The sequence below is a fragment of the Bartonella sp. MR168JLCBS genome, assembly GCF_042194175.1.
The window spans coordinates 14049-32105 of the sequence record NZ_JBHIMP010000012.1 but is presented as its reverse complement, the minus strand read 5'-3'; the positions used below and the strand labels follow the sequence as shown (position 1 = coordinate 32105).

The window sequence follows — 18057 nt, the reverse complement described above, 5'->3', positions numbered from 1 at the left end:
GATCGCTTTTTTAGCATTTCTATTGGCATTTAAAAAGTGCAGGGGGACTTAAAGTTTTCTTTCTTTTCCGGTGGTTTAAGAAATGATAAGAGCGCAATCAGTTGGTTAAAAGGTGTATTCTTTCTTTTGCAGGGAATTTGCAATGGATATAGGCATTACGAATTTTTGATAAGATTTTGTGCGACTTCTCATGATGAAGTGGTTTTTGAAAAATGCCAAGATATCAAAATTACTGCTGAAGTTTAAATACTTCAAATACAAAGAGCAGCCGTGCAGATAATGCTACAAATGCAAGTCTGATAAATAAAAGCAGTTTTCATGATTTAACATGTTTGCGTTGCAAGTTTGCGTATTTGCAAAGGAAAGTTAGACGCAAGGTCACAATATAGGAGGGGATGTGAATCCAAAGATATTGTTAATAAAATATAAAACAAAGAGAGGGGTTAAATCATGAACAAGATCATTATAACAGCGCTGTTGCTTTGCACGGGGCTTGTTACTGTTGGTTCACGAAAAAAACTACAGTGTTGAGGAATTTAAGAAAGATAAAAAATTGATGCAAGAATGGGGAAAGAAATGCGATAAAATCGGGACCTCTGCTTTTGCAACCAAGAATTGTCAAAATGTCATGCAAGCCGATATGGAGCTTTTTCAAGAGCATTATAGAAATCTTGCAAAGGAACTTCGTGAAAGTGGCAAAAAAGGGAATGAAACTGAAAAAAAGCAGGACAACAATTAAATCATAAAAATATATTGATAGCGGTGTTTTTCTTTGTACGCGATTTATCATCATAGGTTGGAAAAAATTGCGTACAGAAGTCGATTTTAAAATTTTTGAAAATGCACCAATGAACCGAATGTACAAATTTAATGGAACCCTAAATTGTGTCCTAAACTTTGTAAATTTGAAAAAAGGGGAATTTATTTATGAATAAAGCCATTATTACAACAGTGCTGCTTTGTGCTGGACTTGCTGTTGCTGGATGCGAGAAAAACTATAGCGTAGCAGATTTTAAGAAAGATCCTAAATTACTCAATCAGTGGTTAGAGAAATGTTTTATTGCAGGGAGTTTTGATTCTCAAAATTGTAAAAACGCAGAAAAAGCTGAATTAGAAACTCGTAAAAAATGGGGAGTTTTCGGCTCTGGAAAGGACGACCAAGAAAAAACTGAAGATAAAAAGGAAGGGAATTAAATCATGAATAAAGTCATTATTACAGCAGTGCTGCTTTGTACTGGACTTGTCCTTGCTGCTTGCGAAAAAAATCACAGCGTGGCGGAATTCAAGAAAGATAAAACATTACTCGAAGAGTGGGTAAAAAAGTGTGAAAAGATGGATCCATCGTCTATAAAGAAATCTAAAAATTGTCAACATGCCAGACAAGCGTATATGGAACTTATGTTTGGCATTAATTAAAAACATAAAATTCAATAAATTATTCTATCAATAAGGAATTGGTTAATTGTTGATTCTATTACGTTTTTTAGGCTCTCTCTAACTTTTAGAGAGCCTTTTGATGGCTTCAAGAATTAGCCGTTTACGATCTGTACTCTTTGTGTAAACGGATGCTATACTGTCTATTTGTCCAGCCAAAAAGTGCTTTCAATTGTGATAGTATTGCATCCGAATGAGTTGCTACGTGTTATTGCTAATTTTTCAAACTATGTGCTGATTGTTTAATGTTTTGGTCGCATGTATTTAAAACATGAGATTGAATCTACCTTTGGGGTGTTTTTCTGCGTTCATCACAAATAAATGTTTCATCACACTAAGACCGGCTTTAAGCGTTGCGGCTAATTTCGGAAAAATTGGGAGGAAACATTTGTTTGGAATTTACTTTTCTCTGTCTTAATAAAGAGAAAAATATTCTGAATGGAATTATTATCGTTTTATACTTAAATGTTTTTCTCAAAATATTTTTAAAAAATTGCTTTTGATTTGAGAATATTATAACATTAGTTAAGACGTGAGGCAGTTTTGCTAGGACGGTTTTGCTGGATGTGTGAGGAATTGAGCGCTCTCCATATCTTTTCATTTTCCCCCTTTCTTTTCTGAGTTTGTAAGGTTTTTCCTTGTTATTTTTTATTTTAATTGTGTTGTAATATTATCATGTTGAGTGGTGGAGCTCATGCAAAACTTTATGTATGAGTTGTTTTTTGAATAATACTTTGATTTATAAAAATAATTTAATTATTTTATGTTGAATAAGGATCTCGTCAAAATCTGTTCTAGGTTGAATCAATTAAAACCATCTACTTGCACGTTACAAGCATGGAGAGCCGTGTGGATAAAAACTGTTGAAGAAAGAAGTAAAAATGTCTTTTATGAACTATCTCAAGGATTAAAGGTTGTTGCAACATTTGGTGCTGGAAAAGTATGTGATGGTGCTGGTTTATTCCCTCGCAAGTGTGTGATGATGGTGTTCAATGGATTTATCATAAGCTTCTTGAAATATTCCTTTAGAATTGTGATATGCCCTGAAGGGGAGAAGCAAGAGGAACTTACTCAATAAGGAGACAAATTATTTACAGATCGGATCTGGTAGAAAATTTAGTTCTTTAAGGCGGGAATGAAGTTGAGATTCAAGTAGCGTGAAAAGATGGAAACTGATGGTTAAAAATGCATACAAAAAGCACAGTTAACACTTAAATAGTTGCAAGCGATGTTTGAAATTAGGTGTGTAATTTATCTGTAGAGTTAAATTTTCGCTTTGATCTTATGTAAAATTAAAATGATCGTTTGCGCAAATTACAAAAAGCCAAGAGAGTATGTTTAGTATATTTCTATTACGAGAACTAAAATAACAACAAAAGCATTCATGGTGATAATCAAGGTTGAATAAAGCACTGCGGCTTTTACGAGATCAGCCATAAAAACCTCTTTCTGTTCTTTTTGAGGTGATTTTATGAATAACAATATGTTACAAACCGTAGTATATGTTGATACAATATATTAGGCAAGCTTAAAATCGTTTCTTTTTTGTAAAGGCTTGAGGAATTAGAGCACTGTAAATCTTAAAAAAGAAAGTTTTAAAGAGAATATTAATTGATTTTGTAGGTTTTGTGTTGCAGAAAACTTTTTTATCCTGTTATGCTATGAAACACTATCATTTATAGCGGTAATATAAGGCATATAAGTTTTCTTGTAACGTTTAAGTATTTTTTAGTGTGCGATGAATATTCGTAGGTTGATTTATTGAGCCTTTCGTTTAAGTGACTCACATGAGTAGGAAGTCAAGAGAAGATTGCTTGACAAAAATTCGGACTGCGTACAGAGCAGATTGAGTTAAGATCTTTGTCCTTTAAGGTGCACAGAAGAAGACAAAAATGTTTTCTGATCGTTTATCTCATAGTAAGATTGGTTAATGCTGTTCTAATGGGCATGTTTTGCACAAAAGAACAGAACGTTCCAAACGAAATATACTTATGTTGTATATTAATATATTTGTATTGCATATTTATGTACTTGTAAGAAAACATCTCTCAATGCACACGACAAACATTTTACGATGACACTCGTAAATGGTATAACAGTAAAGCTCTCGTGAAATAATATAAAATTTGAATAATATAAAAATCTATAGAATGCTACCATCTTTACACTTATGAAATAGCAAGTCACTGTCATCGTACGCTTGCTTCCAATGTTTACTATGGCCCTTGGCATTTGAGACGGTTCATAAGAGGCATTTTTCTTTCAGTGTATTTTATCAACACATCAGGGCGTTGTTTGTGATGTGCAAACAAGTAAATTTAATTTATTCAACATGGGATAGATTTGAAATGTGATGAGTATGAAAGAGAAGAGCTGCATTTAGAAGGTTGAAAATGAGAGAAAGTTCGTAACAAAAATTGTACCTTTATTATAAAATGATTGTTTCTATGTTTTTATACCAGTAGCACATGTAAAGCCGCGATATTAAGAGCAAACTGTGTTATGGAGTGAAATAACCTATAGGAAGATGCTGTGGAAATTCTGAAAATATCAATGTGGGGAGCGTTAAGCATTATGCATTGGATAATATTTTGATTTATAATGATAATCTATCGTTATTCAACTTGAATTAGAGTCCTGAATACCGTAAAATTTTTTCATTCCAAATCTGCTCTAGGTTTAATCAACCAAAACCATGTCTTTTGCAGTTACAAGTGGGGAGGGTCCATGCGGAGCGAAACTGTACAAGAAAGGCATGCTTTTTGAACCGCACTTAAATGTCAAGGATATCGCAACATGAGGGGCTAGCAAAATATGTGATGGTGTGCTGGCTTGCTTCTTTTATTAAGCGTAAAGATGGACAGTGCTCAATGGATTTTATACATGTCATGGGGGATTTATCATTATATTATTCATGGGTTATGGCGCGAAATAGGCTTGGGTACACTTAAGAGATGTTTCTTTAAAACAAGCGCGTGAATATGCAATTGAAGACGTATCGAATTGATTGGCTAAGAAACTCTTGAAAAGGTTCAAAAAATCTTATATAGTCGTTCATTGCAAAGAAAAGCGAATGATAATTAAAAAAAGGGAGATTGATGGCTGTTTAGCTGTTTTAAGATGTCTTTTTTAATATTGCTGTATGGCTAATCTGTTCAAAAGAGCATTCTTTTTGTTTTTTATGCGAAGTACTGCATATGTGCAGAAGGAGCATGGGGGAGGGTGTGTCTTTTTGAATGGGTGCAACTAATTTTGTAGGGTGCCATCTTATGGGGTGCCGGAAGGTATGCAAGTTTAGGTGCAAAAAAAGCCATAAGGTTATGGAGGGTAAGATGCTGCTATCGTTAAAATGCTGAAATTTTTAATGAGCTTAAGTCTTTGATATGCTGCGAGATATGCTGTGGGTTTTTGTCGGCAGGTGGTCTTTTTATGGACAAAGTTCTCGTGAGAGCGTTGTTGTTTTCTGTTGAAGGCATGCTGGTGACGAAATAGGCAAAGATAAAATCGGCAAGGCGAAATAGACCAAAATAGACAGAGCAAATGTAGAACTTTCGATATTGCTGCGTAAGGTTTAAGTTTATAGCGTTTTGGTGAATTAGTATAGCCGTAATGATGGTTTTGGAGCAAAGCAAGAAAAATACTTGAGAGAATGCGTTGAAAGTTGAAGTGGTATACGCTTTGAAGGATTGTCGTGCTGTTGTTTGAGCGATGTTTGCACCACGAGCTTTATTGAGTGTATCAGCATTGAAGAGAACCTGTTTAATCTCCCTCATTTGAAAGATTGAACAAGAGTGTTGAAGGGGAAGTAAAAATGTCTGTAGTGCAATATGGTGATGATAGTTTTGCATCAAAAGCAAAAGTTCTTGATAATAATCTTATTGATCGTGATTGGGCGATGACAAAATTTGTTGCTGCTGTTAAAGGATTAGCTCAAGTTGTTGATTATGAAAGCAATATGCTAGAGAGCAGTGGTGTTCCAGATTACGAAGAAATAAATTTATGTAAAATACGTGGTTTGCGTGATCTTAATAAATCCATGAGCGATGTGAAGCGCTACATGAATCAAGATATTGAGCATGAAGTTGAAAGTTTGTTGTCTGATTTACAAGAAAAATTACAGCGTAATAGTGAATTGCTTCAGACGCATTTAAATGCAGTTAATGATCTTTCTAGAGCTATGCAATTATCTGGACGCGTAAAAGAAACAGAGGAATGATTCAAATCTGATGAATATTGGCTGTTCTAAGTGATGACAATGATTAGGTAGATCAGTTTATTTGGATAAATAATGCGTTTAGTGAGTAGACTTGTTTTAAGCGCATTTGGGTATTTAAATTATTATCCTGTTGTACTGTAAAACGCTGTTCTTAAAACAGTGTCTTTTAAGGTGTAGTGATGTGAACTGCGTGCTGTGGGAAGCTAGCTGGGAGAGGACTAAGAGAAGGGGGAATATTTACGGAGTATTGTTTGCAGACTGAGTTAATAGGGAGCTTCATTTTTTAGTTTAGGGAGGCGATCAAGGGAATATTTAGACCAGCCCGTGATGCCTTAAAAACAGCTTGCTTGGAGCTATGGTAATGTAAGGTTTTATGCATTAGTCTTTTGAGAGTATGTGATGAATATTGCCTATAAGCCTTATAGAGCACTGTCCTTTGAAGTGTGGTGATATGAAGCGGTTAGTTGTTTAAATCTATATGTTTGAGACAAAAATTAAAGCGGTTTAATATTTTCTTCTGCTGTTTTTAGTTTTTGTATGCCAGATTGGAGAGAGCATCCAGATTTGAGTGAATAGATTGCTTATATCTTTGTTGGCGTAATATTTTAAATGGGGAGGCGATCTTATTGGGAAAGAATAAAGGGCTAGAAATCAGCTTTCCTCTGTACCACCATCCTTTAATTTAGCTTTATTTTGTTCAAAAGCATCTAAAGCACTATCTGTTAAATGATGAAGATCACGCATTATTTCACGCTTCAGTTTCTCTCGTTCTTTAATGGGGGCACGCGCCCCTCATGTAAAACAGAACGTCATTGTGTTGCCAATTCACGTGCTTTTTTAAAGAAACATCTCTTAAGGCACCCAATCCCATTTCACGGTGGTGTCCGTGAATGGTATAACGGTAAATCTATAGAGCACCACGATTTTTACGCTTCATAAAGGAGTAAGCTGGTGCATATTTGCCAGCTCGTGGGTGTTGCTACAGCTCTTGGCACTTGAGACGGTTCATCAGGGGCATTTTTAATCCTTTCTTAATAGTTTTTTATCCACAAGGGCTCTTCCCGCTTGTAACTTGCAAGAGACATGATTTTGGTTGATTCAACATGGAACAGGTCTGAAATGAAAGGATCTTACGCTATTCTGGATTCTCATTTAACATGCAAAACAATGAACAATCTTTATAAATCAATATTTTGTCTTATGGTGGAGTTGGTGTGGCATTGAGATTTTAGAGGAAAAACACGCTTTTAAGAATTTATAACAGATAGCAAGTTTTTATAGCAGGTATATTAAATGTACATCATCTAAAATAAATGGAGCGTCTACAGCGAAGAAGGGGCTAACTTTTTTAAATCCGCATGAATGCTTATTCTGTTGTGCTGTAAAAACATCATCGCTTGAGGTGTGGTGTAAGACATAAAACTTTATGCATGGGGTGTTTTGATGAGAGAATGCTATGGTATTCAGTTTTTTATTCAATATGCAAAAGAAAAGTTATAAGTCAAAATCTTCTTTAATGTGATAATGATTTTTGAGAATTTAAAAAATATAAGTTTAAATAAAAAAGCAGCACTTTGTGCTGCCATTTTATTTAAATTAAAATTAGCTTCTGCTTTAGAAACGATAACGTATCCCGCCAGACAAATTGGTGCCAGATACACCGGCTTTTTGCAGTTTTTGCCGATAGCTGATATCGGCGTTTAGTACGATTTTTTGAGAAAGATATGCATTCACCCCCATGCCTCCTTCAACTGAAGAGCCGGTAGGATCAACATGAAAGGTATTAGCAATTTTTATTGTTTTTCCATCACCAAAAGCTCTGATAACATTTACTTTACCATAGAAGGAAACAGCCTTACTTTCTTCAACAGCCATTATAGTTTTTGTTAAACGTCCACCAATACGCATCAACCATTGATGCGGGTTTCCCATGTCTACTTTTAAGCCATCGGCATCTGAGAAGATATCAAACATGAGATTTTGATAAATGAATTGTGCTTGTGGTTCAAATACCAATCCTTTTGTGTTGGTCGCTAATTTCTGACCAATGGTTGCAGATATATTAAGCATCTCCGTACCATCCAGTTGTGCGGCATTTCCAACAAGAGCTGTGGTAATATTTCCTTTTAACTTTCCGTAAGAAAGAAGGGTGTTTACATATATACCATTGCTATGTTGGATGCCGCTGTAAGCGGCAAGAGACCATTTATCAAGTGTCGTCTTTTCAGAATCTTGCATCTCTTTTGGCGTAAAGGAAAGTTTCCCGTATGTTCCTACAAAACCAAAATGTGTGCTTATGTCTTTGCCTTCCAAGGCGGCTAATATGACACCCAGTTGTAAAGCAGTATAGTTTACATCAGCACCATAACCATAATGCAGTGGATCGCGGTTGGAAGATAAGGTGACTTTCTCGCCGTAGGAAGAGAAAAAGATACCATTCTTTTTATTGTCTTCTGCCCCAAATACTGTTGTTCGCATATTGTCTAACAACGTGTTTTGATTGTTTACATCAGTAAATCCAGCAGAAAATAAAGTATTAGATATGGTTAAATAGTTTGCTACCTGTGGTAAAAGTGCTCGAACTTTTTTATCCTTATCAATGTAGGCATTCTGTAAGCGGAAATCCCAGAAATTACTGTTCTTACCAAAAAGATTTTGGCTCTCATGAGATGTCCCAGGTTTATAGCTTGTAAGTACATACTTATAAGGCTGTTTCCCTATTGTCATATAGTTTCCTGATAACGTGAAGGAATTTTCGTTTGCTTGTCCGGAAACTTGAATGATTGAAATCCCATGTGTCCCTAAAGGAAGTGACGCCATGTCTTCTCCCCAAACAGCAGAGCTATCGGTTATTTTTTTATCTGTTTCTTGGAGATTGATGTGAACAACAGTACGGCCTGAGACATCGCCATTAATCACAATGCGATCGGTCTGTTGCTCCGTGATAGGAGAATGTTTATCCCATTGAGTATTTACATAAATTTCTGCAACACCTGTTGCACTATAAACCGCTGTTGTATGAGCTGTTCCATCTGCTTTCGGAAGATTAGGTCCTATAAACAGAGTTTGGTAATGTCCCTCCATTGGCTTGTCAAACATAATGACACTATCTGTAAGGCGCAATCCAGAAAGGTTAGAGTATGATTTTTCATCAACACCAAACTGTACATGGTCATCTGAAACATTATCATTATTTCCAGCGTTTTTATTCGCCTTTAAAAGCCATTTCGTCCCCTCTTTTAGATCAAAAACAGTTCTATTATCTTTAGAAGTTTTTACTCGACCTTCTAAAGAAGAGTGGTTAGAAACCAGTGTAAGGGTGTTTGTGAAAGCATTTTCGTTTTTTATATTTTTTAATAAAATATCGGCATGAATTTCTGAATTTTTAAGGCTGACTTCACCGTTTATGTTTATTCCATAAAGGTTGATACCCCTACCATGTTCAACGAAAATCTTTGTATTCTCTAGAGTTACTTTATCGGCAATATTGGCTAAATCTTGTTCTTGAACGGCGTTGGCATTCCTTTCAGCATTGCGTGTATATCGTTTTCTAGGGGCATTATACGGATTGTTGCGGAAAATAATACCGTCCGCTTCATGATTGCCCGTGACATGTACGCTTGAATCTTTCAGTTTGATTGTTCCTTCTATGTTGACCAAACCAGCTGTTTCTGCTGTTACAGTAATACCTGTAGCATCAATTTCTCCACCATCTGATACACTCAATGCAACAAAACGCGCATCAACTGTTCCCCCTATCATGTTGACTTTTGAATTATTTCCCTCTGCATGTACAGCAAAACCATTGTCTTGAATTTTTTTGTTATGTAGCGTTATGGTCTTACCGTTTTCAGCCTCAACTCTAGAGCTTATATCCTCAATTTGTGTAGACTTTTCAGGTTGTTTTATTGGTGATATTGGTTTTTCAAGCTCTGATTTTTCAGATATTTTTTGTGCAGAGGCAGATTGTACGGGCGCTGGTTTTACAGATTTTGGCGGTACCGATAATGCTGGTTTTCCAGTTTCTGGTCTTAAAGATATTGGCTGTGCGAGTTCTGGTTCTTTAGGCGTTGGCGATAGCTCTGTTGTTGGTTTTGTAAGTTCCACTCTTATAGGTTCTGAGTTTGTAAGTGTTGGTCGTAAACTGGGTGCAGGTTGTGGAGGTTCTGACTGTGATGATACAACAGAATTTTCGGGCATTTTTTTTCTGGAAGAGTCTGTAGAAGAGGTGAGAACACCTGAACGTCTTCTAGATTTTGCTTCCATTCCTGCTGTTGGAGCTATTTCTGTCGTTGGAGATTGTGTAAGAATATCTTGTGTGGCTGTAGGGTTAGATTGTACACCTTTTGCCACTTTAGTCTTTGATGTTTGTGTACTTCCTTGGCTAAGATCAGAGTTTTGTTTTGAAGAAGAAATTGTATTTCCAACTAAATTTCCTTCAAGTTGGGTTGTGGAAGGTAGAGTGCTCGTAGGAGTAGGCGTTGTAGATTCACTCTTTGTAACAAGAGGGGTTATGATCGTTCTTGTAGAGCTAGATGTTAAAGGTGGATATGAAGATGATGCATTTGAATGAGCGGGTTGTGGAGACGGGAGATCTATCGTAGGTTGTGCATTCGTATCATGAAGAGCATAAGACAAGCTGGTGGAAGAATAAAACAGAACTCCAGAAACTGTGTATAGTAAAAAACTTTTTTTCATATGGATGTATTCCTAAATATTTCCCCTCTCTCATAAAAGATAAAACTTTGACCTCATTATGTTTCTTTTGTAAGAGACAAAACGAAACATAATGAGAGTGCTTTATATTTCAAGATAGGAATACCAGTATTTTTAAAAGTGATAACGCATTCCAGCGGAAATATTTATTGCAGATATGCCATCTTTTTTAAATTTATGTTGATAGCTGAGATCATTATGAAACTCGATATTTTCAGATAAGTGCGCTTGAATACCAAAACCACCTTCGATTAAAAATCCCATAGCAGCAAGCGGAAGGTTTTCACTAAAAGTTTTGATCGCGTTCAGTTTGCCGTAGAAGGAAAGGGCATGGCCTTTGTTTTGCGTCAAACGTCCGCCAATACGGAGCAACCATTGATGAGGTTTGCTTATGTCTATTTTAGAGTTATCGTCATCTAAGAAAGAGCCAAGCATGAGACGCTGATAAACAAGTTGTGCTTGCGGTTCTAGGATTACACCTTTCAAACTGGTTGACAGTTTTTGACCAACAGTTGCAGCGGCCCCTAATGTTTTACTATTATTTACTTTTGAGGTATGTTTGATGAAAGCTGTGGTGTTATTTTCTTTGAAAATTCCATAAGAGAGAAATGCACTTGCATAGAGGCCACTGTCATGTTGAATATTTCCATATGCGGTGAGTGACCATTTATCAAGCATTTTCTTATGAGAGCTTTCTTTGTTTTTAGGAGTAAAAGACAATTTCCCATATGTTCCGAAAAGACCAAAATTGCTGCTGATATTTTGATCGTTTAGCGCTATTAATGTTGCCCCTGCTTGAAATGCAGCATAGCGAATATCTGCTTGAACACCATCTTGTTTTGCTTGAATGCTGGAAGAAAAGGTGCTCTTATTGCCATAAGTGGATAAGAAAACGCCTCTCTCTGGATGATCTTTGGGTTCAAACATTGTTATTTGCATATTGTCTAACGAGATATTTTGATTGTTGACATCAGAAAAACCGACAGAAAACATCGCGATAGGCATGACTAAAGAGCTTTCTTTTTGTGGCGTAAGAATTGTTCTTTTTTCTGCCAAATCAAGAGAAGCAGAAGTTGCGGCTGCTTCATTATCTGTAAGTTTAGAGGTGCTTTCGGTATCAGCGGTAGCGGTTCTCCTAACTTTTATGGGTAATTTCACATGAGCTTTTGCGGATGTGTTAAGAGTCGTTTTCGATGCTTGTGTTGGTGTGTTTATTAAATCAATGGTATGGCGTGTTTGAGGGTTTAAGCCAGAAGCGGTACTGGTAGACGTAAAATTAAAAGAAGAAAAAAACAAAGCACAAGCGGCTGTACATAAAAGATTCTTATGCATAGAGATGTTCCTTAAGATATTTTTTTGTTTTGCTAAAAATGAACCACTTTTTGACACACTACAATTTTTGTAATGTAGTAAAATATAAGCAGCACTGTTTTCATCTCAGCGCTGCTTATGCGTCAAAATAGAGAGCTAAGATTTCTAAAAGCGATAACGCATTCCACCGGAAAAATTAATTCCAGAGACACCAGCTTTTTGAAGTTTATGTTGGTAATTAACGTCAGCATGAAGTGCGATATTTTTAGAAAGTTGCGCGTTAATGCCAAGCCCACCTTCAAGGGAAGAGCCCATAGAATCGAGATAGAAAGATTCAATAACATTGATAGTGCGCTTTTCACCAAAAGCTTTGATGACATTCAATTTACCATAAAAAGAAAGAACACGATCTTTTTCAATGGGAAGCATTGTTTTCGTTAAACGCCCTCCAATACGGACCAACCATTGATGAGGGGTCTTTATATTAACTTGGAAGCCATCAATATCTGAAAGAGTGCCAAATGCAATGTGTTGATAAATAAGTTGTGCTTGTGGTTCAAAGGACACCCCTTCAATACCAGTTGCTAGTTTTTGTCCAACGGTAGCTGATATATTTAATGTATCCGTATTGTTTAACTCTGTGGTGTTGCCGATAAGGGCTGTTGTAATATGTCCGTTTAAAATGCCGTAAGAGAAAAGTGCATTAACATAGAGACCATTGTCATGGTGGAGGTTCCCATATGCCGTAAAGAACCATTTATCTAGTATGCTTTTGTCAGAACCTTCCATATCCTTTGGCGCAAAAGAAAGCTTTCCATATGTGCCTAAAAGACCAAGATTCGCGGTCATATTTTGATTTTCTAACGTTGCTAATGTCATGCCTGCTTGGATAGCAGCATAACGAACATCTGCACCATAACCATATTCCAATGGACTACGGCTGGAAGATAACGTCATCTTGTTTCCATAAGTCGATAAGAATATCCCTTTCTGTTTATGACCTTCTAATCCGAAAACTATTGAGTGCATATTATCCAATAGTGTATTTTGATTGTTTATATCAGCCAAGCCAGAGGAGAATATTGCATTATGCATAACCAAATAGCTTGCCATTTGAGGAACAAGAGCTTTGATCTTTCCTTCATCATCGAGAGTCGCACTTTGCAAGCGAAAATCCCAGAAATTCTCATTTTCTTCCAAGGGAGCTTGTCCATTGTTTTCTTTTTTAAGGGATGATGCATTGGTATTTTGTGCATCTTTCTGTTTTGATTCTTGTGATATTCCGCTTAAATGACTTTGTGTCTTATCGGCTGTCCCACGGCTGGATGTTGGTCCATAAACATTGAGTATGTATTTATAAGGTAAGCCCTCCATTGTGGTGTAGCCATGGGCAAGTTTGAAGGAATCTTCATTTGCTTGCCCAGAAACTTGAATAAGTGAGAGCCCACGCATATTCAAAGGAATTGAATCTTCTTCATCATCGAATGGTTCTGCATGCTTTGAAAGATTGTTGAAATAGATCGTTGTGGTGCCTGAGACATCACCATGAACGAGAACACGGTCAGTTCTTTGTTGTTCTTTTGTAAGACCATTACTCCATTCTGTATTAAAGTAAATTCTTGCGTTGCCCAATGCATTGTAAACCGTTGTTGCATCGGAGTTTCTGTTTTGCTCTGCTTTTTGTGGATGTTTTCCTACATGCAAGGTTTGATAATGATTGTCTGCTAGTTTATGCGGCGCATTAAATATGATAGAGCTATTATTAAGGTTTAGGACTGAAACGATAGATTGTGCTCGTTTTTTAAGATCAAGGAGCTTATAATCAAATAGACTAAAACTATTTTCCAACTCAAATAGACTAATTTTTAAATGCCACTTGCTGTTATTGCTTAGGGTGAAAACCGTTGTATTTTGAGGAAGCGTTTTTGCTCTTCCTTCCATAATCGAATTATCAGCCTCTAATGTAAAAGTAGCAGGTTGAACCTCGAAGAAGGGTGAGACTTCATTTTTTAATAACATATCAGAACGAATTTCTGAGTTTTTAAGGTACACTACATTCGTTTTGGGATAATAAGGTCCGAAAATACCTACACCGTCGTTTACAAGAAGTTTTGTATTATTAAGGATTGCTTTGTTTACAACTTCTTCTCCTTCTTTTATTGTAGAACTTGAAATATAACCAAAATTGATACCATAGGCTCTGCTGTGGCCTATGACCTTTAATGTTGAATCTTCAATATGGATTGTGCCGTTTGTGAGTGACAAACCATGCCCTTCTGCCTCTCCCACAATTCCTTTGGCATTAATTTGACCACCTGACGTTGCAGAAAGCAAAGTAAAGCCTGAGTGCATTATTGAGTTTGTAATGGTAATATGACCTTTCTTAGCAATCACGGCATCATACTTACCACGAACAAAAACATTATGAAGGCTCTTCTCTTCTCCATTAGCTACTTGGACCGTAGGAATCTCAAGAGGTTGTTTATTTGCATAAGTTGGAGCAAAATGAGAAAAAATGAAAGTTCCAGCAATTGTACATAACAAAAAATTTTTCTTATAAATATATTTCTTACACATAGATATGCCTTTAGTATTTGGTATGCTTTGATGCTTACTTCATTCCCCTGATGGCGCAAGTACCCAATCAGTTTTTATATCATTATATTTTTATTGTAAACAACAAAACGAATATTATGCTTTGTTATTTATCGTTTAAAAATTGGTCTTAGAAGAGCTTTTAAAATATAAAGCGCAATGCAGCGAAGATGGATTTCAGAAAACCTAGCTTGATAAGTATTTTTGTTTTAAAGTGCTAAGGATCAAAATATTTTGCAAGGATGTTTATTGCTTAAGGCTGTTGTTATGAAAACTCTACAAAGTTTTTGGAGAAGATTTGTTGTGCATTTACAAAAAGCTTTCAGTTGGTTTTCTTGTATATAGAATTATTCACTATGAATTTTTTTGATGTAAAAAAGCTAAAATATTTTGTATTTTTTATCGATATACAACAATTTTTATTGAATCCATTCGATTTTTATAAGTCAAAAAGGCGGCTCTCTTGAGACTTCAACAGTCATTGAGAGATAAAGAATTTTGTTGCATTTGGTTTGAATGAAACTAATCCTTTAAAGAAAGCTGTATAGAAAGAACCGTTATTGATGGCTCTTTCCTATAGATTGCAAAAAAAGCAGTACATTCGTACTGCTTTTTTATTAAAAATGAATAGACTATAAATTGTTTTTTGCCTTTTCTTAAAACTGATAGCGTATTCCGCCTGAAAAGCTTGCTCCAGATATACCAGTTTTTTGAAGCTTATGTTGATAGTTAACATCAGCATGAAGGGCGATATTTTGTGATAATTGTGCATTCACACCAAGTCCACCTTCAACAGAAGCTCCCATAGAATCAAAGTGGAATGATTCACCAATCTGTATGGTGTCATTGTTAGAAAAAGCTTTAATAATATTCAATTTACCATAGAGAGAAAGAATACTGCCTTTTTCAATAGAAATCGTCGTTTGTGTTAAGCGCCCCCCAACACGCACTAAGTATTGATGAGGATTTCCCATATCTACATCAAAGCCATCGACATCTGAGAATGTGCCAAGCATGAGACGCTGATAAACAACTTGTGCTTGTGGTTCAAAGACCAATCCTTTTGTACTGGTTTCGAACTTTTGTCCAATGGTCGCCGATGCACTGAATGTATCAGCGTTTTTCAATTCTGCAGTCTTTCCTATGAGAGCTGTGGTGATATCTCCCTTGAGCATTCCATAGGAAAAGAGAGCATGGATATATGTACCATTATTATGGCGCAGTCCACTATATGCAGAAATTGACCATTTATTGAGTGTACTCTTGTCAGCACCTTCCATATCTTTTGGGGTGAAAGCTAATTTCCCATATGTCCCGAAAAGACCCAAATTGGTGGTCATGTTTTGATCTTCTAGAGCTACTGATGTAAATCCTGCTTGTAAAGCTGCATAGTGAATATCGGCACCATAGCCATATTGCAATGGCGTACGGTGAGAGGATAATGTCATCTTATTGCCATAAGTCGAGAAGAAGATTCCTTTGTTTTTATGATCTTTTTTCTCAAAGCCTGTTTCTTGTATCGTGTTCAGTAAAGTGTTTTGATTGTTTACATCAGCCAGTCCAGCTGAGAATAGTGCGTTAGGCATGGACAAATAGCTTGCCACCTGAGGAACGAGAGCTCTGATCTTTCCTTCATCATCGAGCGTTGCACTTTGCAAGCGGAAATCCCAGAAATTCTGATTTTCTCTCAAATGGTTTTGTGTGCTCCCTATTTGCTCAGAATTTGGTGTTGATTCACCTTTTATATTATCCTCAATCTTTAAAACTACACCACCTAATACAACGGGGGTCGTGTCGGTTTTTGAGGACTTTTCTTTTGATTGTTGAGTTACTTCTCCTAAATGGCTTTGTGTGCTCTCTGCTTTTCCAAGACGTGATGTCGGTCCATAGGCATTTAAGACATATTTATAAGGCAAACTGCCCATTGTGACATAGCCATTTGCTAGTTTGAAGGCATTTTCATTTGTTTTTCCAGATACTTGAATGAGCGACAGTCCACGCATATTCGCGGGAATAGAAGCTTCTTCTTTTGATGGCGCACCTTTTGAAAGACTATTGAAACTAATTGTTGTGGTGCCTGATACATCTCCATGGACAAGAAGGCGGTCAGTTTTTTGTTGTTCTCTTTTTAAACCATCACTCCATTCTGTATTGAAATAAATCCTTGCATTGCCTACTGCATTATAAACGGTTTTTATAGCAGGATCCCTGTTTTCGTGTGGATTAGGGAGCTCAATCGTTCGTCCTACACTCAAGGTTTGATATTGACTCTTTGCCAGCCTATGTGGTGCATTAAACACAATAGAGCTATTATTGAAGTTCAGTACTGAAACGGTAGACAGTGCTCGTTGCTTAATATCATGGAGTGCATAATTAAATGAACTAAAATCACGATTTATGTCGTATTGACTTACATTTAAATACCATTTGCTATTGTTATTTAAATTAAAAACAGTTGTATTTACTGCTAAGGTTCTTGCTCTTCCTTCCATAATCGAATTATCGGCGGTTAATACAAAAGTCACAGGATGAGGATCTGAATCTGTTTTCTTTTTTACATTATTTTGTAATAGTACATCAGAACGAATTTCTGAATTTCTAAGTTGAACCTCGGCAACAGACTTTGAAGATGATGGTCCTAAAATACCGACACCATTTTTCACAAGAAGTTTTGTATTGTTAAGAATTGCCTTATTGATAACTTCTTCACCATCTTTCAGAAAATAATCTAAAATGCTATGAAAAACAATACCGGATTGTTTTTTGCTTTCTATGAATGAATCTTCAATGTTAATGATACCGTTTGAAATCGATAGACCAGTATACAGGGCATTGGCTTTTACTTCTTTAGCATTAATACGTCCACCTTGTGATACAGCAAAAGCAAACGAAGCTGAATGTATTGTTGAGTTCGTAATTGTGGCAATTGCTTTTTCAGAGGCGTGCACTGCGCTCAATCCATTGCGGATAAAAACGTTATTAAGAGTTTTTTCTTCTCCTTTTTCCAGCTTAAACTCACTAATAATTTCAGGAGGTTGTCTATTTGCATAAGTTGGAGCAAAATGAGAAAAAATGAAAGTTCCAGCAATTGTACATAACAAAAAATTTTTCTTATAAATATATTTCTTACACATAGATATGCCTTTAGTATTTGGTATGCTTTGATGCTTACTTCATTCCCCTGATGGCGCAAGTACCCAATCAGTTTTTATATCATTATGTTTTTATTGTAAACAACAAAACGAATTATAGTTATGGTGTTCTCTATGATTTGAAGTTTTTCTTAAGAAAAACTTTTTAATGATCATAAGAAGTCGGGAAAAATGGATTTCATAAAACCTAGCTTGGTCAAGCTTATGCTAAAAAACACTATGAAGTATGATATTTAAAATTGTCTATTAAGGATAATCGTTATAAAAGCTCTATAGCGTTGAGATGTATTATTTTGTGCACTCACCAAAACGATCAGCAAATTTTCTCTGCTATAAGAAGAAGAGATGAGGGGGCTATTCACAGGCGTTCTTTAAAGAGACTTTTCCTTAAGGGTAGCAAAGCCTATTTCGCGACGGTGGTTATGAATGTTATAACGCTAAAGCCATAGAGTCTCATCATCTTTACGCTTACGAAGGAGCAAGCTGATACCTTTAAGCTTAATAAAAGAGCAAGCCCATCACACACTTTGCTAGCTCCCAATGTTTGTGACAAGCTCTTGGTTCTTCAGACAGTTCATTATAGGGCTTCTTAAGCTTTTCTTATATAACTTTGCTCCACACGCCAGCCCCGCT

11 protein-coding genes and 1 pseudogene are annotated in these 18057 nt (G+C 36.2%); 6 read left to right on the top strand and 6 right to left on the bottom strand.

The features are described 5' to 3' along the window. Nucleotides 1–502: 502 nt before the first annotated feature. The 3 genes from ACFIK8_RS07260 to ACFIK8_RS07250 all read left to right on the top strand — a co-directional run bounded on the left by ACFIK8_RS07260 (nt 503) and on the right by ACFIK8_RS07250 (nt 1416). Nucleotides 503–739, top strand: a complete 237-nt coding sequence (locus ACFIK8_RS07260; protein WP_375644939.1) for an EexN family lipoprotein — start codon at nt 503–505, stop codon at nt 737–739. 188 nt (nt 740–927) lie between these two features. After that, entirely contained in the window at nt 928–1194 is a 267-nt protein-coding gene (locus ACFIK8_RS07255; protein WP_375644940.1) for an EexN family lipoprotein, read from the top strand. A gap of 3 nt (nt 1195–1197) precedes the next feature. After that, nucleotides 1198–1416: an EexN family lipoprotein gene (locus tag ACFIK8_RS07250; protein WP_375636402.1), complete on the top strand. Its 219-nt coding sequence runs from the start codon at nt 1198–1200 to the stop codon at nt 1414–1416. 78 nt (nt 1417–1494) lie between these two features. On the opposite strand, the pseudogene ACFIK8_RS07245 reads toward ACFIK8_RS07250, so the two are convergent. Further along, nucleotides 1495–1853 (bottom strand): annotated as a pseudogene (locus ACFIK8_RS07245) (integrase); the annotation flags it as partial. A 428-nt stretch (nt 1854–2281) separates the two neighbouring features. On the opposite strand from ACFIK8_RS07245, the gene ACFIK8_RS07240 reads away from it, so the two are divergent. Continuing rightward, on the top strand, nt 2282–2512 hold the full coding sequence (locus ACFIK8_RS07240; RefSeq protein ID WP_375644942.1) for a hypothetical protein: 231 nt from the start codon (nt 2282–2284) through the stop codon (nt 2510–2512). Between the two features lie 2266 nt (nt 2513–4778). Here ACFIK8_RS07240 and ACFIK8_RS07235 read toward each other — a convergent pair. After that, nucleotides 4779–5207: a hypothetical protein gene (locus ACFIK8_RS07235; RefSeq protein WP_375669079.1), complete on the bottom strand. Its 429-nt coding sequence runs from the start codon at nt 5205–5207 to the stop codon at nt 4779–4781. A gap of 38 nt (nt 5208–5245) precedes the next feature. Between ACFIK8_RS07235 and ACFIK8_RS07230 the strand changes: the two genes are divergently transcribed. Continuing rightward, entirely contained in the window at nt 5246–5650 is a 405-nt protein-coding gene (locus ACFIK8_RS07230) for a flagellar protein FlgN (RefSeq protein ID WP_273788300.1), read from the top strand. Nucleotides 5651–7264: 1614 nt separating this feature from the next. On the opposite strand, the gene ACFIK8_RS07225 is transcribed toward ACFIK8_RS07230, so the two are convergent. Further along, nucleotides 7265–9412, bottom strand: a complete 2148-nt coding sequence (locus tag ACFIK8_RS07225) for an autotransporter outer membrane beta-barrel domain-containing protein (RefSeq protein ID WP_375669078.1) — start codon at nt 9410–9412, stop codon at nt 7265–7267. Between the two features lie 73 nt (nt 9413–9485). Between ACFIK8_RS07225 and ACFIK8_RS07220 the strand changes: the two genes are divergently transcribed. After that, nucleotides 9486–10223 (top strand): hypothetical protein, encoded by a 738-nt coding sequence (locus tag ACFIK8_RS07220; protein WP_375636406.1) that lies wholly within the window; start codon nt 9486–9488, stop codon nt 10221–10223. A gap of 257 nt (nt 10224–10480) precedes the next feature. Here the strand turns inward: ACFIK8_RS07220 and ACFIK8_RS07215 are convergent, their stop codons facing one another. The 3 genes from ACFIK8_RS07215 to ACFIK8_RS07205 all read right to left on the bottom strand — a co-directional run bounded on the left by ACFIK8_RS07215 (nt 10481) and on the right by ACFIK8_RS07205 (nt 17406). Then, nucleotides 10481–11698: an autotransporter outer membrane beta-barrel domain-containing protein gene (locus tag ACFIK8_RS07215; protein ID WP_375636407.1), complete on the bottom strand. Its 1218-nt coding sequence runs from the start codon at nt 11696–11698 to the stop codon at nt 10481–10483. A gap of 144 nt (nt 11699–11842) precedes the next feature. After that, entirely contained in the window at nt 11843–14254 is a 2412-nt protein-coding gene (locus ACFIK8_RS07210) for an autotransporter outer membrane beta-barrel domain-containing protein (protein ID WP_375636409.1), read from the bottom strand. 674 nt (nt 14255–14928) lie between these two features. Beyond that, complete coding sequence (locus ACFIK8_RS07205; protein ID WP_375636411.1) at nt 14929–17406, bottom strand: autotransporter outer membrane beta-barrel domain-containing protein; 2478 nt, start codon at nt 17404–17406, stop codon at nt 14929–14931. Nucleotides 17407–18057: the final 651 nt, after the last annotated feature.